This is a genomic window from Nocardioides sp. YIM 152588 (assembly GCF_040191335.1).
In the GTDB taxonomy this organism is placed as follows: Bacteria; Actinomycetota; Actinomycetes; order Propionibacteriales; family Nocardioidaceae; genus Nocardioides.
In genome coordinates, this window is the sequence record NZ_JBEGDJ010000002.1 from 135,797 (window position 1) to 153,895 (window position 18,099).

At 73.8% G+C, this 18,099-nt stretch carries 15 protein-coding genes; 9 read left to right on the top strand and 6 right to left on the bottom strand.

The genetic code is table 11. The features are described 5' to 3' along the window. Positions 1–3 precede the first annotated feature (3 nt). The 6 genes from ABLM29_RS02360 (at position 4) to ABLM29_RS02385 (ending at position 6,908) form a co-directional block, all read left to right on the top strand. The gene (locus ABLM29_RS02360; RefSeq protein WP_349712051.1) at positions 4–969 is read left to right on the top strand and encodes an ABC transporter permease; all 966 of its coding nucleotides are present in this window, start codon (positions 4–6) and stop codon (positions 967–969) included. Continuing rightward, positions 966–1,850, top strand: coding sequence for an ABC transporter ATP-binding protein (locus ABLM29_RS02365; protein WP_349712053.1), 885 nt, complete (start codon positions 966–968; stop codon positions 1,848–1,850). Before ABLM29_RS02360 ends, ABLM29_RS02365 begins: the two co-directional genes overlap by 4 nt. Beyond that, positions 1,847–2,650 carry an ABC transporter permease gene (locus ABLM29_RS02370; RefSeq protein ID WP_349712055.1) on the top strand — a complete coding sequence of 268 codons (804 nt, stop codon included), beginning with the start codon at positions 1,847–1,849 and terminating at the stop codon, positions 2,648–2,650. The genes ABLM29_RS02365 and ABLM29_RS02370 overlap by 4 nt, the downstream gene beginning before the upstream one ends. A 76-nt stretch (positions 2,651–2,726) precedes the next feature. Further along, entirely contained in the window at positions 2,727–3,875 is a 1,149-nt protein-coding gene (locus ABLM29_RS02375) for an ABC transporter substrate-binding protein (RefSeq protein ID WP_349712057.1), read from the top strand. Positions 3,876–4,057: 182 nt separating this feature from the next. Beyond that, on the top strand, positions 4,058–5,389 hold the full coding sequence (locus tag ABLM29_RS02380; protein WP_349712058.1) for an aspartate aminotransferase family protein: 1,332 nt from the start codon (positions 4,058–4,060) through the stop codon (positions 5,387–5,389). Positions 5,390–5,393: 4 nt separating this feature from the next. Beyond that, positions 5,394–6,908: a CoA-acylating methylmalonate-semialdehyde dehydrogenase gene (locus ABLM29_RS02385; RefSeq protein ID WP_502889146.1), complete on the top strand. Its 1,515-nt coding sequence runs from the start codon at positions 5,394–5,396 to the stop codon at positions 6,906–6,908. 274 nt (positions 6,909–7,182) lie between these two features. Here ABLM29_RS02385 and ABLM29_RS02390 read toward each other — a convergent pair whose 3' ends face one another. From ABLM29_RS02390 to ABLM29_RS02415, 6 genes are all read right to left on the bottom strand, one after another. Beyond that, positions 7,183–7,344, bottom strand: a complete 162-nt coding sequence (locus tag ABLM29_RS02390; protein ID WP_349712059.1) for a DUF8730 family Cys-rich protein — start codon at positions 7,342–7,344, stop codon at positions 7,183–7,185. A 57-nt stretch (positions 7,345–7,401) separates the two neighbouring features. After that, the gene (locus ABLM29_RS02395; RefSeq protein WP_349712061.1) at positions 7,402–8,784 is read right to left on the bottom strand and encodes an MBL fold metallo-hydrolase; all 1,383 of its coding nucleotides are present in this window, start codon (positions 8,782–8,784) and stop codon (positions 7,402–7,404) included. A gap of 144 nt (positions 8,785–8,928) precedes the next feature. After that, positions 8,929–9,744, bottom strand: a complete 816-nt coding sequence (locus tag ABLM29_RS02400; protein WP_349712063.1) for an aminotransferase class IV — start codon at positions 9,742–9,744, stop codon at positions 8,929–8,931. A gap of 36 nt (positions 9,745–9,780) precedes the next feature. Next, positions 9,781–11,136, bottom strand: a complete 1,356-nt coding sequence (gene murD, locus ABLM29_RS02405; RefSeq protein ID WP_349712065.1) for a UDP-N-acetylmuramoyl-L-alanine--D-glutamate ligase — start codon at positions 11,134–11,136, stop codon at positions 9,781–9,783. After that, a complete protein-coding gene (locus ABLM29_RS02410; RefSeq protein ID WP_349712066.1) occupies positions 11,126–12,484 on the bottom strand; it encodes a MurL-like N-terminal domain-containing in 1,359 nt (452 codons plus the stop codon). The genes murD and ABLM29_RS02410 overlap by 11 nt, the downstream gene beginning before the upstream one ends. 160 nt (positions 12,485–12,644) lie before the next feature. Next, complete coding sequence (locus ABLM29_RS02415) at positions 12,645–13,142, bottom strand: hypothetical protein (RefSeq protein ID WP_349712067.1); 498 nt, start codon at positions 13,140–13,142, stop codon at positions 12,645–12,647. Positions 13,143–13,357: 215 nt separating this feature from the next. Here ABLM29_RS02415 and ABLM29_RS02420 point away from each other — a divergent pair, with 215 nt between their 5' ends. From ABLM29_RS02420 to xdhC, 3 genes are read left to right on the top strand one after another with little or no spacing between them, the layout of a single operon-like run. Beyond that, positions 13,358–14,806, top strand: coding sequence for a xanthine dehydrogenase small subunit (locus tag ABLM29_RS02420; protein WP_349712069.1), 1,449 nt, complete (start codon positions 13,358–13,360; stop codon positions 14,804–14,806). Then, positions 14,803–17,082: a xanthine dehydrogenase molybdopterin binding subunit gene (locus ABLM29_RS02425; protein ID WP_349712071.1), complete on the top strand. Its 2,280-nt coding sequence runs from the start codon at positions 14,803–14,805 to the stop codon at positions 17,080–17,082. The genes ABLM29_RS02420 and ABLM29_RS02425 overlap by 4 nt, the downstream gene beginning before the upstream one ends. Then, positions 17,082–17,945: a xanthine dehydrogenase accessory protein XdhC gene (gene xdhC / locus ABLM29_RS02430; RefSeq protein WP_349712073.1), complete on the top strand. Its 864-nt coding sequence runs from the start codon at positions 17,082–17,084 to the stop codon at positions 17,943–17,945. Before ABLM29_RS02425 ends, xdhC begins: the two co-directional genes overlap by 1 nt. Positions 17,946–18,099 lie beyond the last annotated feature (154 nt).

Consider the following 18,099-nt stretch of genomic DNA (forward strand, 5'->3'; position numbering starts at 1 on the left):
CCGATGACCTCGACCGCCCTGACCACGAGCGCGCCCGGAGCACCCCCGGGCGCGCCCTCCGGCGCCGACGCGACCCCGCACCGGCGGCACCGCGGGCTCGGCGCCCTCGGCCGGCTGCGCGTCGTCGCGCTCGGGCTGCTCGGCCTGCTCACCGTGGCCGCGCTGTGGGAGGCCTACAAGGCGCTCGCCCCCGAGGACGGCGTGCTGATCGGAGAGACGCGGGTGCTGCCGCGCACCACCGACCTCGCCATGCCCCACGTCTGGGACATGGTGCGCCGCCTCTTCGAGCCGACCACCAGCATCGCCGAGGAGGCGCTCTGGCAGACCGTGGCCGCCGCGGCACTGGTCTCGCTCGGCATCGCCGCGGTCGGCTGGGTGGTCGGCACCACCGTCGGGCTGCTGCTGGCCGTGGCGATGGCGCGGGTCCGGGTCGTGGAGTGGGGCCTGCTGCCCTGGATCGTGCTCAGCCAGACCGTCCCGCTGATCGCCTTCGCCCCGATCGTGCGCTCCTGGGGGTCGCGGATCGAGATCGGCTCCTGGGAGTGGCCGCCGTGGCTCTCGGTCGCGGTGATCGCCAGCTACCTGGCGTTCTTCCCCGTCGCCGTCGGCGCGCTGCGCGGGCTGCAGTCGCACTCGGCGATCCACGCCGACCTGATGCGCGCCTACGCGGCCGGCTGGTGGGCCACCCTGCTCCGGGTCCGGATCCCCTCCGCGGTGCCCTACCTGCTGCCGGCCCTGCGGCTCGGCGCGGCCAGCGCCGTCGTCGGCACGGTCGTCGCCGAGGTCTCCACCGGCTACCTCGACGGCATCGGCCGGCTGCTCGTCTCCTACGCCGGGCAGGCCTCCGGCGACCCCGCCAAGGCGTGGGCCCCGATCTTCGGCGCGATCGCGCTGGGGCTCGTGGCCGGCGCCGTCGTCACCCTCATCGGCGTCCTGCTGCGCCCCTACCGACGTGGAGAGGCCCCGTGACCCAGCCTTCCGACAACGCCGCCGCCACCCCCGTCGGCGCCGCCGCCACCCCCGTCGGCGCCCCCGCCGCCACCGGCACGGCGGTGCCGGCCGTCCGGGTCAGCGGCGTGACCAAGACCTTCGGCACCCGCGCCGGGGTCGTGCACGCGCTCAGCGACGTCGACCTCACCCTGGCCCCCGGGGAGTTCGCGGCGCTGATCGGGCCGTCCGGCTGCGGCAAGTCGACCCTGATGCGGGTCATCGCCGACCTCGAGTCGGCCACCTCCGGCACCGTCGAGGTGTTCGGCAAGGCCGCCGCCACCGCGCGCGCCGACCAGGACTACGGGATCGCGTTCCAGCAGGCCGGGCTGCTGCCGTGGCGCACCGTCGCCGCCAACGTCGCCCTGCCGCTGGAGCTGCACGGCCTCGGCCGCGGCGAGCGCAAGGCGCGGGTCGCCGAGCTGCTGGAGATGGTCGGGCTCTCCGACTTCGCCGGCCACCACCCCGACCAGCTCTCCGGCGGCATGCAGCAGCGCGTCGCGATCGCCCGGTCCCTGGCCGAGCAGCCGCGGCTGCTGCTGATGGACGAGCCGTTCGGCGCCCTCGACGAGATGACGCGGGAGCGGATGCAGGCCGAGCTGGCCCGGATCTGCGCCGAGACCGGCGCCGCCGTCGTCTTCGTGACCCACTCGATCCCCGAGGCCGTCTTCCTCGCCGACCGGGTCGTGGTGATGTCGCCGCGGCCGGGCCGGATCACCGGCGAGGTGGTCACCGGCATCGGGCGCGACGTCCCCCGCGACGACGCGCTGCGCGAGGACCGCGACTTCTTCGCCAAGGTCACCGAGGTGCGCGAGGCGCTGCACGGCACCCCCGTGACCGGGTCGGGCCGGGAGGCGCGGTGAGCAGCGCCAGCGCGACCGGCGCACCGCCGGGGTGGACGCGGATCGGCCGCGTCGCCGCCCCGGTCGTGGTGGGCCTGGTCGGGCTCGCCGTGTGGCAGTTCCTGGTCTCGGTGGTCGAGGTGTCGCCGTACCTGCTGCCCGGCCCGGCGGAGATCGCCGAGGAGTGGCGGGCCAACGCCGACGCGATCCGCGAGGCCTTCTGGATCACCGGCACCAACGCCTTCATCGGGCTGGTCGGCGGCACGCTGGTCGGGGTCGGGCTGGCCGCGATCGCCAGCAGCGCCCGCTGGGCCGAGGGGATGCTCGCCCCGGTCGTCGCCGGCCTGGCCGTGGTGCCGATCGTGGCGCTGGCCCCGGTGCTGAACTCGATGTACGGCGCCGACAGCGAGTACGGGCGCCGGGTGATCGCCGGGATCGCCGCGTTCGTCCCCGTCTACGTCAACAGCGTCCGCGGCCTGCACCAGACGACCGCGCTGCACCGGGACCTGATGCGCGCCTACGCCGCCTCGCCCGGCCAGCGGTTCCGCACGCTGACGCTGCCCTCGGCGGCGCCGTACGTGCTCACCGGCATCCGCGTCGCCAGCTCGCTGGCCGTCATCTCCGCGCTGGTCGCCGAGTACTTCGGCGGCCCGCGCGGCGGCCTCGGCAGCTTCATCTCCACCAGCGCCGCGACCAGCGCCTACGCACGCGCGTGGGCCTACGTCGCGGCCGCCATCGTTCTCGGGTTGGTCGCGTACGTCGTGACCGCGCTGCTCGAAAGGCTCGTGCAGCGCCTCCTGCCGACCGGGGCCCTCACGTGAGCCCCGGCCGCACCGTCCGCCTGGCGCAGCGTGGCGCGGCGTACGTCCTCATCACCACCCGTTGGAAGGAAACAGCATGCTGACATCTGTGCGCCGCGGACTCGCGGTGACGGCGGCCCTCCTGGCCTCCACCAGCGTCCTCGCCGCGTGCGGCAGCGACGACGACGAGGGCAGCGGGGGCGGCTCCGCCTCCGGTGACCTGACCGAGGTCAAGCTGCAGCTGCAGTGGCTGCCGCAGGCCCAGTTCGCCGGCTACTACGCCGCCGTCGACCAGGGCTTCTTCGAGGAGGAGGGCCTCGAGGTCGAGATCATCCCGTCGGGTGGCGACATCGTCCCGCAGGACGCGCTGGCCAACGGCGACGTCGACTTCGCGATCGCGTGGGTGCCGAAGGTGCTCGGCTCGATCGAGCAGGGTGCGAACCTGACCAACATCGCCCAGATCTTCCAGCGCTCCGGCACGCTCCAGGTCGCCTGGGCCGACTCGGGCATCGAGGAGGTCGCGGACTTCGAGGGCAAGAAGATCGGCTCCTGGGGCTTCGGCAACGAGTGGGAGATCTTCGCCGCCATGGCCGCGGAGGGCCTCGACTCGACCTCGGTCGAGATCGTCACCCAGGACTTCAACATGAACGCGTTCCTCCAGGGCGACATCGACGCGGCGCAGGCGATGACCTACAACGAGTACGCCCAGCTGCTCGAGTCGGTCGACCCCGACACCGGTGAGCTCTACACGCCGGACGACTTCAACGTGATCTCGTACGCCGACACCGAGGGCGGCATGCTCCAGGACGCGATCTGGGCCGACGCCGAGCGCCTGGAGTCCGACGTGGACTACGCCGACACGGCCGTCGCGTTCCTCAAGGCGGTCATCAAGGGCTGGGCCTACGCCCGCGACAACGTCGAGTCGGCCGCGGAGATCACCGTCGCCGCCGGCTCCAGCTGGGGCCCGAGCCACGAGCTGTGGATGGCCAACGAGACCAACAAGCTGATCTGGCCCTCGCCGGACGGCATCGGCGTGATCGACGCGGCCGCCTGGGACCAGACGGTCGCCGGCGCCCTGGCGGCGGTCAACGAGCAGGGCCAGCACCTCATCACCGAGGAGCCCCCGGCCACCGCCTACGACAACGCCTACATCGAGGACGCCATCTCCGAGCTTGGCGGCGACGTCGACACGACCGGCTCGGACTTCGAGCCGATCGAGGTGACCCTCACCGAGGGCGGCAGCTGACCCACTCCGGTGGTTGAGGTGCGAGCGAAGCGAGCCTCGAAACCACCCCTCGTCGACAGGGGTGGTTTCGAGGCTCGGCGCCGGGGCGCCTCGCACCTCAACCACCGGTAGCACCGCCGGCCGTTGAACACGACCTCCCCGAGGACGAGACTCGACACATCCCCCGCGAAAGGAACGGAACCGTGACCACCGATATCGAGACCCAGGTCGACCTCGACGCCGAGGCCAAGCGCCTGGACAGGGCGCACGTGTTCCACTCCTGGTCGGCCCAGGGTGCGCTCGACCCCCTCGTCCTCGCCGGCGGCTCCGGCAGCACGGTCTGGGACCACGCGGGCAACCGCTACCTGGACTTCTCCAGCCAGATGGTCAACGTCAACATCGGCCACCAGCACCCGGCCGTGGTGGCCGCGATCAAGGAGCAGGCCGAGAAGCTCGCAACGATCGGCCCCGCGATCGCCAACCTGGCCCGCGGCGAGGCCGCGGAGCGGATCACCGACCGCGCGCCCACGGGCATGAACAAGGTCTTCTTCACCAACGGCGGCGCGGACGCGGTCGAGAACGCGATCCGGATGGCCCGGCTGCACACCGGCCGGGACAAGATCATCTCCCGCTACCGCTCCTACCACGGCAACACCACCGCGGCGGTGACCGCGACCGGCGACTGGCGCCGGATCCCCAACGAGTACGCCCGCGGCCACGTCCACGTCTTCGGGCCCTACCTCTACCGCAGCGAGTTCTGGGCGACCACGCCCGAGGAGGAGTGCGAGCGCGCGCTGCACCACCTGCGCCGCGTGATCGAGTGCGAGGGCCCCTCCACCGTCGCGGCGATCCTGCTGGAGAGCGTGCCCGGCACCGCCGGGATCATGGTGCCCCCGCCCGGCTACCTGCCCGGCGTCCGGGCGCTGGCCGACGAGTTCGGCATCAAGCTGATCCTGGACGAGGTGATGGCCGGCTTCGGCCGCACCGGCGAGTGGTTCGCCTTCGACGCCTTCGGCGTGACCCCCGACCTGATCACCTTCGCCAAGGGCGTGAACTCCGGCTACGTGCCGATCGGCGGCGTGGTGATCAGCGACGAGATCGCCGCCACGTTCGACGAGCGGGTCTTCCCCGGCGGCCTCACCTACTCCGGCCACCCGCTCGGCGCCGCCTCCATCGTGGCCACCCTGGACGCGATGGAGTCCGAGGGGATCGTCGAGAACGCCAAGCTGATCGGGGCCGACGTGCTCGGCCCCGGCCTGCGCGACCTGGCCGAGCGGCACCCGGTGGTCGGCGAGGCCCGCGGCTCCGGCGTCTTCTGGGCGCTCGAGCTCGTCGCCGACCCCGCCACCCGGGCCCCGCTGCCGCCCGCGACCATGGCGCGCGCGAAGGCCGCGCTCGTCGGCGCCGGGCTGCTCCCGTTCATCGCAGACAACCGCATCCACGTCGTACCGCCCTGCGTGGTGACCGCCGCCGAGGTGGACACCGCGCTGGGCATCTACGACACCGTCCTGAGCCAGCTCGACGAGGAGCTCTGAAACCGTGTCCGACACCGCCACCACCGACCTGCCCGTCCTCGACCACTGGATCGGGGGCGCCCTCACCGCCGGTACGTCGTCCCGGACCGCCCCGGTCCACGACCCCGCGCTCGGGGAGGTGACCAAGCACGTCCGGCTGGGCAACGCCACCGACCTCGACGCCGCCGTGGCCGCCGCCACCGAGGCGTTCGCGACCTGGGGCCGCACCTCGATCGCCCGCCGCCAGCAGGTGATGTTCGGCTTCCGGGAGATCCTCAACAACCGTCGCGACGAGCTGGCCGCGATCCTCACCTCCGAGCACGGCAAGGTGCTCTCCGACGCCGCCGGCGAGATCGCCCGCGGCCTGGAGGTCGTCGAGTTCGCCTGCGGCAGCCCGCACCTGTCCAAGGGTGCGCACTCCCTCGAGGTGGCCACCGACGTCGACGTCTACTCCCTCAAGGAGCCGCTCGGCGTGGTCGGCGTGATCACCCCGTTCAACTTCCCGGCGATGGTGCCGCTGTGGTTCGTGCCGATCGCGATCGCGACCGGCAACACCGTGGTGCTCAAGCCGAGCGAGAAGGACCCGAGCTCCTCGAACTGGATCGCCGAGGCGTTCGCGGAAGCGGGTCTCCCGCCCGGGGTGCTGAACGTGGTGCACGGCGACAAGGAGGCGGTGGACGCGCTGCTGACGCACCCCGACGTCTCCTCGATCTCGTTCGTCGGCTCCACCCCGATCGCGCGGTACGTCTACGAGACCGGTACCGCCCACGGCAAGCGGGTCCAGGCGCTCGGCGGCGCGAAGAACCACATGCTGGTGCTGCCCGACGCCGACCTCGACCTGGTCGCCGACGCCGCGGTCAACGCCGGCTTCGGCTCCGCCGGCGAGCGCTGCATGGCGGTCTCGGTGGTCGTCGCGGTCGACCCGATCGGCGACGACCTGATCGACCGGATCACCGACCGGATGGGCAAGCTGGTCACCGGCGACGGCCGCCGCGCCTGCGACATGGGCCCGCTGATCACGCGCGAGCACCGGGACAAGGTGGCCGGCTACCTCGACGTGGCCGAGGCCGACGGCGCCTCGGTGGTCGTCGACGGCCGGGCCGTGGAGGCCGACGGCGCCGCCGACGGGTTCTGGCTCGGGCCCACGCTGGTCGACCACGTGCCGACCACGTCGAAGGTCTACACCGACGAGATCTTCGGTCCGGTGCTGTCGGTGGTGCGGGTGGCGACGTACGAGGAGGGGGTGGACCTGGTCAACGGCGGTCCCTACGGCAACGGCACCGCGATCTTCACCCACGACGGCGGCGCCGCCCGACGGTTCGTCCGCGACGCCCAGGTGGGCATGGTCGGCGTCAACGTGCCGATCCCGGTCCCGGTCGCCTACCACTCGTTCGGCGGCTGGAAGCAGTCGCTGTTCGGCGACGCGAAGGCCTACGGGCCGCAGGGCGTCGACTTCTTCACCCGCGAGAAGGCGGTCACCTCACGCTGGATGGACCCGTCGCACGGCGGGATCAACCTGGGCTTCCCCCGCAACGATTGAGCGGTACGACGAAGCGGCCGCACCCGGGTTCGGGTGCGGCCGCTGTCGCGTGGGGCTCGTGCCTGGCCGGTGGTTGAGGTGCGAGCGAAGCGAGCCAGGCCGGTGGTTGAGGTGCGAGCGAAGCGAGCCTGGCCGGTGGTTGAGGTGCGAGCGAAGCGAGCCTGGCCGGTGGTTGAGGTGCGAGCGAAGCGAGCCTCGAAACCACCACAACCGGGGTGCCTTGGTTTCGAGGCTCGGCCGCGGGCGGCCTCGCACCTCAACCAACGGCGACCGGTCAGCGACCGAAGAGCTTGCCCATCAGGGTGTCGGCGAGCGGCTGCGCGTCGCACTGGCAGCGCTGGTCCTGGGGCAGGTGGCCCAGGACCTGCTCGACGTGCTGGCCGCAGCCGGTGTAGGACGCCTTGCCGCAGTTGTTGCAGGTGGCCGGAGAGCACATGGTGGTTCCTCTTTCAGCAGTTCTGGTGGTGGGGTCGGTCGGTGATCGGGTCGGGGGTCAGGCCAGTGCCATCGCGTCCCAGGCGCTGTAGCCGCCCAGGATGTCGGAGACGTCGTCGAATCCCTCGGAGCGCAGCAGGCTGGCGCCCACCGAGGACCGCCACCCACCCGCGCAGTACAGCACGGTCGGGGCGTGCGGATCGAGCTCGCCGGCCCGGTTGCGCAGCTCGGCGAGGGGGATCGTGAGGGCGCCGGCGATCATCCCGGCCTCGATCTCGCCCGGCCCGCGGATGTCGACGACCTGGACCGGTCCCTCGTTCTGCGCCCGCACCAGCTGGTCGGGGGTGAGCCGGCTCGCGCGCCGGACCTGGGACTCGTGGGAGAGCAGGTAGCCCTCGACGTCGTCCAGGTAGCCGATGGCGCCGTCGAAGCCGATCCGGACCAGGCGGGTCGCGGCCTCGCCCTCCTCGCCGTCCGCCGCCATCAGGACGATCTTCGCGTCCGGGTCGGTGACCATGCCGACGGTCTCGGCCATCCGGCCGTCGACGGGCACGTTGATCGCGCCGGCCAGGTGGCCGGCCGCGAAGGCGGTGTTCTCGCGGGCGTCGATGACGACGGCGCCGGCCGCGACCGCCGCGTCGAACGCCGCGGCGTCCAGCGCGGGCAGCTCGGCGTCCGGGGCGTGCAGGTCGCGCTGCTGGCGGTTGAGGGTGGCGTTGTAGACGAAGTACTCCGGCGCCGGCGGCTGGCCGGCCGTGACGACGGCGAGGAACTGCTCCTCGGTCATCGGCTGGCAGGCGTAGTTGAAGCGCCGCTGCTCGCCGATGGTCGACTGCGTCTCGGTGGAGAGGTTCTTGCCGCACGCCGAGCCGGCGCCGTGGGCCGGGAAGACCCGGACCTCGTCGGCCAGGCCCATCAGCTTGTGCTGGACCGAGTCGTAGAGCATCTGGCCGAGCTGGGTGGCGGTGACGCCGAAGGAGGCCAGCAGGTCGGGGCGCCCGACGTCACCGATGAAGAGCGCGTCGCCGGTGAGCACGCCGTAGGGGACCGCGTCGGTGCCGTGCTCGTAGACGAGCACGCTGATCGACTCCGGGGTGTGCCCGGGGGTCGCCATGATCTCGAGGGTGACGCCGTCCGCGCCGCCGAGCGGGATCCGCTCGCCCTCGGCCAGGGAGCGGGAGTCGAACTCGGTCTCGGCGACCTCGCCGTAGCCGATCCACGCGCCGGTCGCGGCCGCCAGCTCGAGGTGGCCGGAGACGAAGTCGGCGTGGAAGTGGGTGTTGATCGCGCCCACGATCGTCAGGCCGCGCTCCTCGGCGTCGGCGAGGTACTCGCCGATGTCGCGGCGGGGGTCCACCACGACGGCGTTGCCGGAGGCCTCGTCCGCGATGAGGTACGAGGCCTGGGACAGGCAGTCGAGGTAGTACTGGGTGAAGATCATGGTCGCGGGCTCCTTTGCGCGGGGCTTCGGCGGAGGTGGATGGGTGCTGCTGCACCCGACGACAGGCACAACCTTAACCCCCCGGGGGGATATTCCCCAGTCCTTCGGACCCCTTCTTTCGAGGCGATCCACGGGGCCGAACGCTCAGACGGGCTCGCGCGGCAGCGCGCTGTACGCCGACGCGACGGCCTCCAGCAGCGGCCGGTCGACCCGCAGGTCCACGTCGTCGACGCGGGCGAGCGCGCGGGCGGGGGCGTTGACGTTGACCGCGAGCACCAGCTCCGCGGCGGCCAGGTCGGCCAGCGTGACCGTGCGGCGCTCGACCGCGTGGCCCAGCCCGGCGGCGACCTCGGCGAGGTGGGCGACCGTGATGCTGTCGAGGACGTCGGCGTCGGGCGTGCCGACCGTGCCGCCCCGCCAGGCCAGCACGCTCCAGGTGGTGCCCTCCAGGACCCGGTCGCCGTCGACGAGCAGCGCGTCGTCGTACCCGGCGAGGCGGGCGTCGCGGCGCAGCCGGATCTGGGTGAGCAGGTCGGTGGACTTCAGGTGGGCCAGGGCGCGGGTGTGCTGGGCGGTGCGCGCGGTGAGGCCCTCGACCGGCTCGAACGGGAACGTCGCGGGGGAGGAAGAGACCAGGAGACGGCAGCCGCGCGCCTCCTCGGGCGCGGCGAGCCGGAGGTCGGCGGGGTAGGCGGTGACGCGGACGGTCACCGGGCCCGTGCCGTCGCCGGAGGCGGCGTCGGCGAGGTGGGCGCGGACGGCGTCCCGCACCCGGTCGTGGTCGAGCCGGTGCCCCCACAGCTCCTCGGCGCCGCGGGCCAGCCGGGCCAGGTGCCGGCGCCAGCCGAGGACCGTGCCGTCGACGGCGACGAACGTCGTGAAGGCGCCGTAGGGGTAGAGCGCGAGGTCCGGAGGCACCGCGGCGACGGGGACGCCGTCGAGGGAGTAGCGGGTCGTCATGCCGGTCGCCGGGGCTCGGTCGGGCTCGGTCGGGTCTCAGGCGTCGCCGGCCGCGGCGGCGCGGAACGCGGCGGAGCGCTCCTCGTAGCTGGCGAACTCGTCGAAGCTCGGCGCACCCGGCGAGAGCAGCACGACGTCGGAGTGGGCGGCGCCGTCCTCGCGGGCCCACGCCAGGGCGGTGGCAAAGCTGGGCGCCAGCCGGGCCCCGGGCAGGGCGTCGCCGGCCTCGGCGAGCAGTCGCTTGCCGGCGGGGCCGACGGCGATCACGTCGACCGCGCGGGCGGCCGCGGCCCCGGTGCCCGGGGACCGGGTGGCCAGGTAGGAGAGGAGCGGGGCGAACGCGAGGCCGCGGTCGGCGCCGCCGGCGAGCAGGGTGACCCGGGAGCCGGGGTAGGCCCGCAGCGCGGCGACCACGGCCTCCGGCGCGGTCGCCAGGCTGTCGTCCACCCACGTCCGGTCGTCGTCGGAGGGCACGTGCTCCAGGCGGTGCTCCAGCGGCGCGAACGTGCGGAGCGACTCCAGGGCGTGGATCCGGCCGTCGCGGTCGAGGTCGGCGTAGGCGGTCACGGCCGTGAGCGCGAGGGCGACGTTGCCGAGGTTGTGGAGGCCGCGCACCGGGATCTCCGCGGCGCCGAGGCTGCCGATCCCGTCCCAGGACAGGCCGGAGTCGGAGAAGGCGATCCCCATGTCGAACGGGGCGATGAGCCGGGTGTCGGCGGTCAGCCGGGACGCGGCCAGGCGGGCCAGCTCGCCGCCGGCCGACGGCACCACGACCGCCTCGGGGCCGTGCGCGAGGAGGTTGAGCTTGTCGGCGACGTACCGCTCGTAGCCGCCGTGCCAGGGCAGGTGCTCGGGGTAGAGGGAGGTGACCACCGCGACGCGCGGCGACGCGGTCAGGTCGGCCGCCTGGTAGCTGGAGACCTCGGTGACCGCGACCTGCGCCTCGCCGGTGTCCCCGGCGGTCACCGGGGTGCCGCCGTTGCCGACGAGGGAGGCACTCAGCCCCACCCCGCCCAGCACGTGGTGGATCAGCGAGGACGTGGTGCTCTTGCCCTTGGTGCCGGTCACCCCGATCACGCGGTCGGGGTTCGCCGAGAGCCACAGGTCGGTCAGCGAGGTGACCGTGACGCCGAGCTCGCGCAGGCGCAGGAACTGCGGCTCGGTGTGCGGGACGCCGGGGGACTTCACCACCGCGTCGGCGGACTCCAGTGCTGCTACGGCGGCGTCGCCGGTGACGGCCACCGGGGCGAGGTCGTCGGGTACGGCGCCGTCGCCGGTCACCGCGACGACCGCGCCGACGCCGCGGCGGCCGAGCTCGGCCAGGGCGGCGCGCCCCTCGCGGCCGGCGCCCCAGATCACCACGGTGGCGCCGGTCAGCTCCTCAAACCGCACGGGCGACCGCTTCGAGGCTCGGCGGCAGCAGGTGCTCGTCCTCGCGGAAGGCGAAGACGGCCTCCCGCTCGGCGTCGGTGGCGGTGATCGGCGCGATCTCCGGCAGCGCCAGGAACGGGTGGTCGGCCCAGTCGGCGTGCTCGCGCAGCAGCGACAGAGCGACCCGGCACTCGTCGGGCTCGCCGACGCACTCGAACGGCTTGAGCAGGCCCTCGACGCCGAGCAGCTCCTGGAAGCCGGTCAGCTGGCTGGCGTCGGCGAACATGTCGCGGCCGCCGAAGATCTCCAGCAGCGCCGCCCGGCTGACGAAGGGCGCGAGGCAGAGGAAGACGAACCGGCACTTCGGGCAGTCCGCGCACCACGAGGTGCGGTCCTCCGCGCGGAGCTTGAAGGCGCGGTTGCAGCTGGTGAAGACCGGGTGGTAGCCGCTGAGCCGGGCGAACCCGCGCGCGATCCGCAGCTCGGTGAGCGGGCGCAGCAGCGAGACGTACTGCGGGGCGCCGGCCGGCAGGCTCTCGCGCAGCAGCCGCTCGAAGTCGATCCCCTTGGACCACTGGTGGTTGATCGTCTGGCCCTCCCAGTGCACGTTGCCGTAGGAGGAGCTGGCCTCGTTGCTGAACACCACGGCGTCGTACCCGAGGGCGAGGGCGGTGAGCACCGCGACCAGCGAGTTCACCGCCGTCACCGGGACGTGGCCGTTGGGCGCGCCCGCCGCGTTGAGCTCGAAGAGCGCGGGGTCGAGCCGGCGCCGCGCGGAGGTGAGCGGGATGCCCGCCGCCACCGCGGTCGCCTCGATCGGGGCGTAGGAGTTGACCGAGAAGAGGCCGACGTCGAGGCCGGCGCCCTTGAGCGCCTCGATGGAGACGATCGAGTCCTTGCCGCCACCGACCGCGACCAGGGCGCGGCGCGGGTCCTCGGGGGTGGCCGCGCTGCCGGGGCTGGTGCCGCGGCTGGTCTCGGGCAGCGTCGGGCCGGCGATCTCGGTGCGGAAGACCTCGGGGATCCGGTTCACGTAGGCGAACTCGCCCAGCCCGTGCCGGGTCACCTCGCCCGCGAACCGCCGCTCGGCCTCGGTCAGCCCGCTCGGCACCGCGATCGCGGCCGGCGCGAACGCCTTGAAGTAGGAGAGCGACGCGGCGAGCGAGAGCAGCCGCAGCACCGGGGTGAGGACGGCGGGGTCCACGTGGTCGACGCTGCCGGGCAGCTCGATCGTCTCGGTGAACTCGTGCACCGTGGCGCCGTCGGCCTTCGCCCGGTAGGTCAGCGAGACGGTCGAGCCGTCGATCCGGGGGTCGGCGCACTCGACCTCCGTGACCCTGACGGTCTCCTGGATCTGCGCGCTCACCACGGGCGGAGTCTACGGGAGCGGGCGTGTCGCGCCCGATTCCCGCCGGGGGTCGGTCTTGGGCGTCGTCACATCCGGATTGGCCCCTGAATCGGCCGGAACGGGGCCAATCTGGATGTGACGACGCGCCCCCGACGCGCCCCCGCCCCGGCCACCCGCGCCGTCAGGCGCCGCAGGCGCCGACCTCGGCGTCCTCGCCGCAGTAGGGCAGCCCGGCGAGGCTGGCGATGTCCTTCGGGACCCGGTAGCGGAGCCGGTAGCGCTTGCCGACCTGGGGCGCGTTGCCGTAGTCCGGGTTGAAGTAGACGACCTTCTTCACGGTCGCCCGCGCGAGCAGGCGCTTGCCCTTCTTCCTGAGGTGCGTGAGCCGGTACTTGATGTCGCTGATCTCCGTGCAGCACCCCGAGTAGACGACCGTGCGGGCCCGGCCCTTCTTCGTGATCCGCAGGCTCCGCGTGTGCCCGTAGTACTTGCCGGCGAGCTGCTTGAACGACGGCTTGAGGCTCGCGGCGCGCGCGGCCGCGGTGCTCGGGTCGGCGCCCCGGACCGCCGTCGGCGGCGCGCCGGTCGCCGGGCCGGCGAGCGTGACCAGCACGAGGGTGAGCGCGAGCGCGGCGAGCGTTGCCGCGGTGCCTCGGCGGGTGATGGAGGGAGTGGGCATCGGCTGCGTCCTCGACTCGTGGCGCCAGGTCGTTCGACGGTAGCCGCGGCTCGCCCCCGCTGCCATCCCCCGCGTGGGGGACCCCCTCGGCTGTCCTTCTGTGCCCGCGGTCGTCGCCGGGACATAAAATCGATGTTTCACCTGTGCCGACGTCCCACCGGCCCACCGCGGTCGATGAGACGGTTGGCCGTTCCGACGGAAGACGGGGGTGCGACATGGAGGTCTCTGCGCTGGTCAACGGCGTGCCGACGACGGCCACGGCGCCCGCGCACCAGAACGCGCTGGACTGGCTGCGCGGGCGCGGGCTGACGGGTGCGAAGGAGGGGTGCGCCGAGGGCGAGTGCGGGGCGTGCGCGGTGCTGGTCGCCCGGCCCGCGGCGGCCGCGGCCGACGGGCACCCGACCGAGTGGGTCGCCGTCAACGCCTGCCTGATGCCCGCCGCGGCGCTGGCCGGCCAGGAGGTGCGCACCGCCGAGGGGCTGGGCACCGCCGCCGGTCCGGAGGGGCTGCACCCGGTGCAGCGGGAGATGGCGGTGCGCGGCGGCTCCCAGTGCGGGTACTGCACGCCGGGGTTCATCTGCTCGATGGCCGCCGAGTACTACCGCCCCGGCCGGGAGCACTTCGACCACCACGCGCTCAGCGGCAACCTGTGCCGCTGCACCGGCTACCGGCCGATCGTCGAGGCCGCCGAGGCGCTCGGCGCGGCCGAGGCCGACGACCCGCTGCTGGCCCGCACCCGGGAGGAGCCGCCGGCCGTGCCCGCGGCGCCCACCGGCTGGTTCGTGCGCCCGGCGGCGCTCCCCGCCGCGCTGCGGCTCCTGGCCGAGGACCCGGACGCGGCCGTCGTCGCGGGCTGGACCGACGCCGGGGTGGAGGCCAACATCCGCGGCACCCGCCACGAGCGGGTGGTCGCCGTCGACCGCCTCCCCGAGCTGCGCAAGCTGGCCTGGGGCGAGGACCACGTCGAGATCGGTGCCGCGCTCACCCTCACCGAGGTCGAGCGCCGCCTCGACGGGCGGCTGCCGCTGCTGGCGCAGACGCTGCCGCAGTTCGCCTCCCGGCTGATCCGCAACACCGCCACCATCGGCGGCAACCTCGGCACCGGCTCCCCGATCGGCGACCTCGCCCCGGCGCTGCTGGCCCTCGACGCCGAGGTCGTGCTGGCCTCCCTCGACGGCCCGGACGGTGTGGCGGAGCGGACGGTCCGCCTCGACCACTACTTCACCGGCTACCGCACCTCGGTACGACGCCCGGACGAGCTGATCCGCGCCGTCCGCGTCCCGCTCCCGCTCGCCGGCGCGACCGCCTTCCACAAGATCGCCAAGCGCCGCTTCGACGACATCTCCAGCGTCGCCGTGGCGATCGCCCTCGACCTGGCCCCCGCCGGACCCGACGGCGCCAGCGTCGTGCGGGGCGCCCGGATCGGCCTCGGCGGGGTCGCCGCCACGCCGATCCGCGCGCTCGCCACCGAGGCCGCCCTGGTCGACCAGCCCTGGACGGAGGCGACCGTCGAGCGCGCCGCCGCCGTGCTCGCCGGCGAGGGCACCCCGATGGACGACCACCGGGCCAGCGCCGCCTACCGGACCGCGATGCTCGGCCAGGCGCTGCTCCGGTTCCACGCCGAGCTCGAACGAGCGGGGCAGGCAGAGGGGAGCCCGGCATGAGCGCGAGCAAGGGGGTGGGCGCCCCGATCCCGCACGAGAGCGCCGCCGCCCACGTCACCGGCGAGGCCCTCTACACCGACGACCTGGCCGGCCGGCTGCCCGGCACGCTGCACGCCCACCCCGTCCAGGCGCCGCACGTCCACGCCCGGGTCACCCGGCTCGACGTCGCGCCGGCGTACGCGGTCGCGGGCGTCGTACAGGTGCTGACCGGATCGGACGTCCCCGGGGTCAACGACGCGGGCACCAAGCACGACGAGCCGCTCTTCCCCGACGAGGTGATGTTCCACGGCCACGCCGTCGCCTGGGTGCTCGGTGAGACGCTGGAGGCCGCGCGGCTCGGCGCCGCCGCGGTCGAGGCCGACTACCGGCCGCTGCCCTCGCTCGTCACCGTCCGCGAGGCGATCGAGGCCGACTCCTTCCAGGGGACGGCGCTCTGCTCCGAGCGCGGCGACCTGGTCGCCGGCTTCGGCGCCGCGACCCACGTCTACACGGGCGTGACCGAGTTCGCGGGCCAGGAGCACTTCTACCTGGAGACCCACGCCTCGCTCGCGCAGGTCGACGAGGCCGGACAGGTCTTCGTCCAGTCCAGCACCCAGCACCCGACCGAGACGCAGGAGATCGTCGCCCACGTGCTCGGGCTGCACAGCCACGAGGTGACGGTGCAGTGCCTGCGGATGGGCGGAGGCTTCGGCGGCAAGGAGATGCAGCCGCACGGGTTCGCCGCGGTCGCCGCCCTGGGCGCCCGGCTGACCGGCCGGCCCGTGCTGGTCCGGCTGACCCGCGCCCAGGACATGACCATGACCGGCAAGCGGCACGGCTTCCACGCGTCGTGGCGGATCGGCTTCGACGACGAGGGCCGGATCCTCGCCCTCGACACCACCCTGACCGCCGACGGCGGCTGGAGCCTCGACCTCTCCGAGCCGGTGCTCTCCCGCGCGCTGTGCCACATCGACAACGCCTACTGGATCCCGAACGTCCGGGCCGCCGGCCGCGTCGCGCGCACCCACAAGACCTCCCAGACCGCGTTCCGCGGTTTCGGCGGCCCGCAGGGGATGCTCGTCATCGAGGACATCCTCGGCCGCTGCGCGCCGCTGCTCGGGATCGATCCCGGCGAGCTGCGGCGCGCCAACTTCTACGTCGAGGGCCAGGAGACGCCGTACGGCCAGCCGGTCCGGCACCCGGAGCGGCTCGCGCTCGCCTGGGACCAGGTCGAGGCGTCCGGCGGCCTCGCCGCCCGGCGCGAGGAGATCGAGGCCTTCAACGCCGCGCACCCGCACCGCAAGCGCGCGCTGGCGGTCACCCCGGTCAAGTTCGGCATCTCGTTCAACTTCACCGCGTTCAACCAGGCGGGCGCGCTGGTCCACGTCTACAAGGACGGGTCGGTGCTGATCAACCACGGCGGCACCGAGATGGGCCAGGGACTGCACACCAAGATGCTCCAGGTCGCCGCGACCACGCTCGGCCTGCCGCTGGAGAAGGTGCGGCTGGCGCCGACGCGGACCGACAAGGTGCCCAACACCTCGGCCACCGCCGCCTCCTCGGGCGCCGACCTCAACGGTGCCGCGATCAAGAACGCCTGCGAGCAGATCCTGGAGCGGATCGCCGGCATCCAGGGCGAGACCTGGGAGGAGCGCGTCAGGACCGCCTACCTCTCCCGGATCCAGCTCTCCGCCGCCGGCTTCTACCGGACCGAGGGCCTGAGCTGGGACGCCGCCACGATGAGCGGCCACCCGTTCAAGTACTTCGCCTACGGCGTCGCCGCGTCCGAGGTCGAGGTGGACGGCTTCACCGGCGCCTACGTCGTACGCCGGGTGGACATCGTCCACGACGTCGGCGACAGCCTCTCGCCGCTGGTGGACAGGGGCCAGGTCGAGGGCGGCTTCCTCCAGGGCGTGGGCTGGCTGACGCTGGAGGACCTGCGCTGGGACGAGGGCGACGGGCCGGGCCGCGGGCGCCTGCTCACCAACGCGGCCAGCACCTACAAGCTGCCGAGCCTCTCGGAGCTCCCTGAGGTGCTCAACGTCGACTTCCTGCCCGAGGCGACGGAGTCCGGTGTCGTGCACGGCTCCAAGGCGGTCGGGGAGCCGCCGCTGATGCTGGCGTTCTCGGTCCGCGAGGCGCTGCGCGAGGCGGCCGCCGCGTTCGGGCCGGAGGGCCGCGCGGTGGAGCTGGCCTCGCCGGCCACCCCCGAGGCGGTCTACTGGGCCCTCGACGCCGCCCGCCGGACGATGACCATCGCCGACGACCTGCCGGACCTGGCCGGGACACCCCTGTGATGACCTGGATCGACGGGGTGACCGAGCTCCGCCGGGGCCGCCTGCCCGGCGCGCTCGTCACCGTGGTCGAGGCGCGCGGGCACGCCCCGCGGGAGGCCGGCGCGAAGATGGTGGTCGGGCCCGACCGCACCTGGGGGTCGGTCGGAGGCGGCAACGTGGAGGAGGTCGCGATCCGGCGCGCCCGCGAGCTCGCCGAGGCGCCGAGTCGGCAGAAAGTTTCTGCCGACTCGCGCCCGGGGCCGGAGACGATGACGGTCGCGCTCTCGGACAAGGCGGAGTACCAGCACGGCGTCCAGTGCTGCGGCGGAGAGGTGACGCTGCTGATCGAGCCGCTCGCCGTCGTGCCGGCGGTGGCGGTGTTCGGCGCGGGCCACGTCGGCCTCGAGCTGGCCCGGATCCTGGCCCGCTTCGACCTCGACCTCTACCTGGTCGACTCCCGCGCCGAGGTGCTCGCCTCGCCCGACCTGGCCGCGGCCGTCGCCGGGGCCGTCGCCCGCGTCGAGACCCGCCACTTCCCGGTGCTGCCGGAGGCGGCGATCGCCGACCTGCCGAGCGGCGCCCAGGTGCTGGTGATGACCCACGACCACGCCGAGGACCTCGCCATCTGCGACGCCGCCCTGCGGGCGCCGCACCTCGGCGCGATCGGGCTGATCGGCTCCTCGGCGAAGTGGAGCCGGTTCCGCGGGCAGCTCCGCGCGGCCGGCCACGACGACGCCGACGTCGACAAGATCCGGTGCCCGATCGGCGCGGGGACGCTGCGTAGCAAGCAGCCCGCGGCGATCGCCGTGGACGTGGCGGCCGAGGTGCTGGCGCTGGAGGAGGCGGCCGCGGCCCGGCCGATCACGGCGCCGACCGGCTGCTAGGGTCCTGGCCACGTGGTCGCTTGTCGGCGAACAGCTGCGCTCGGTGGGCCACGCCGACCCGGTGGACCTCACCCGGCACCCGCTGCGTCGGCACGATCGGCAGCAGGCGCCGTCCGCGATCGCGGTCCGCGTCCCGGCCCGGCCGAGGGTGCTG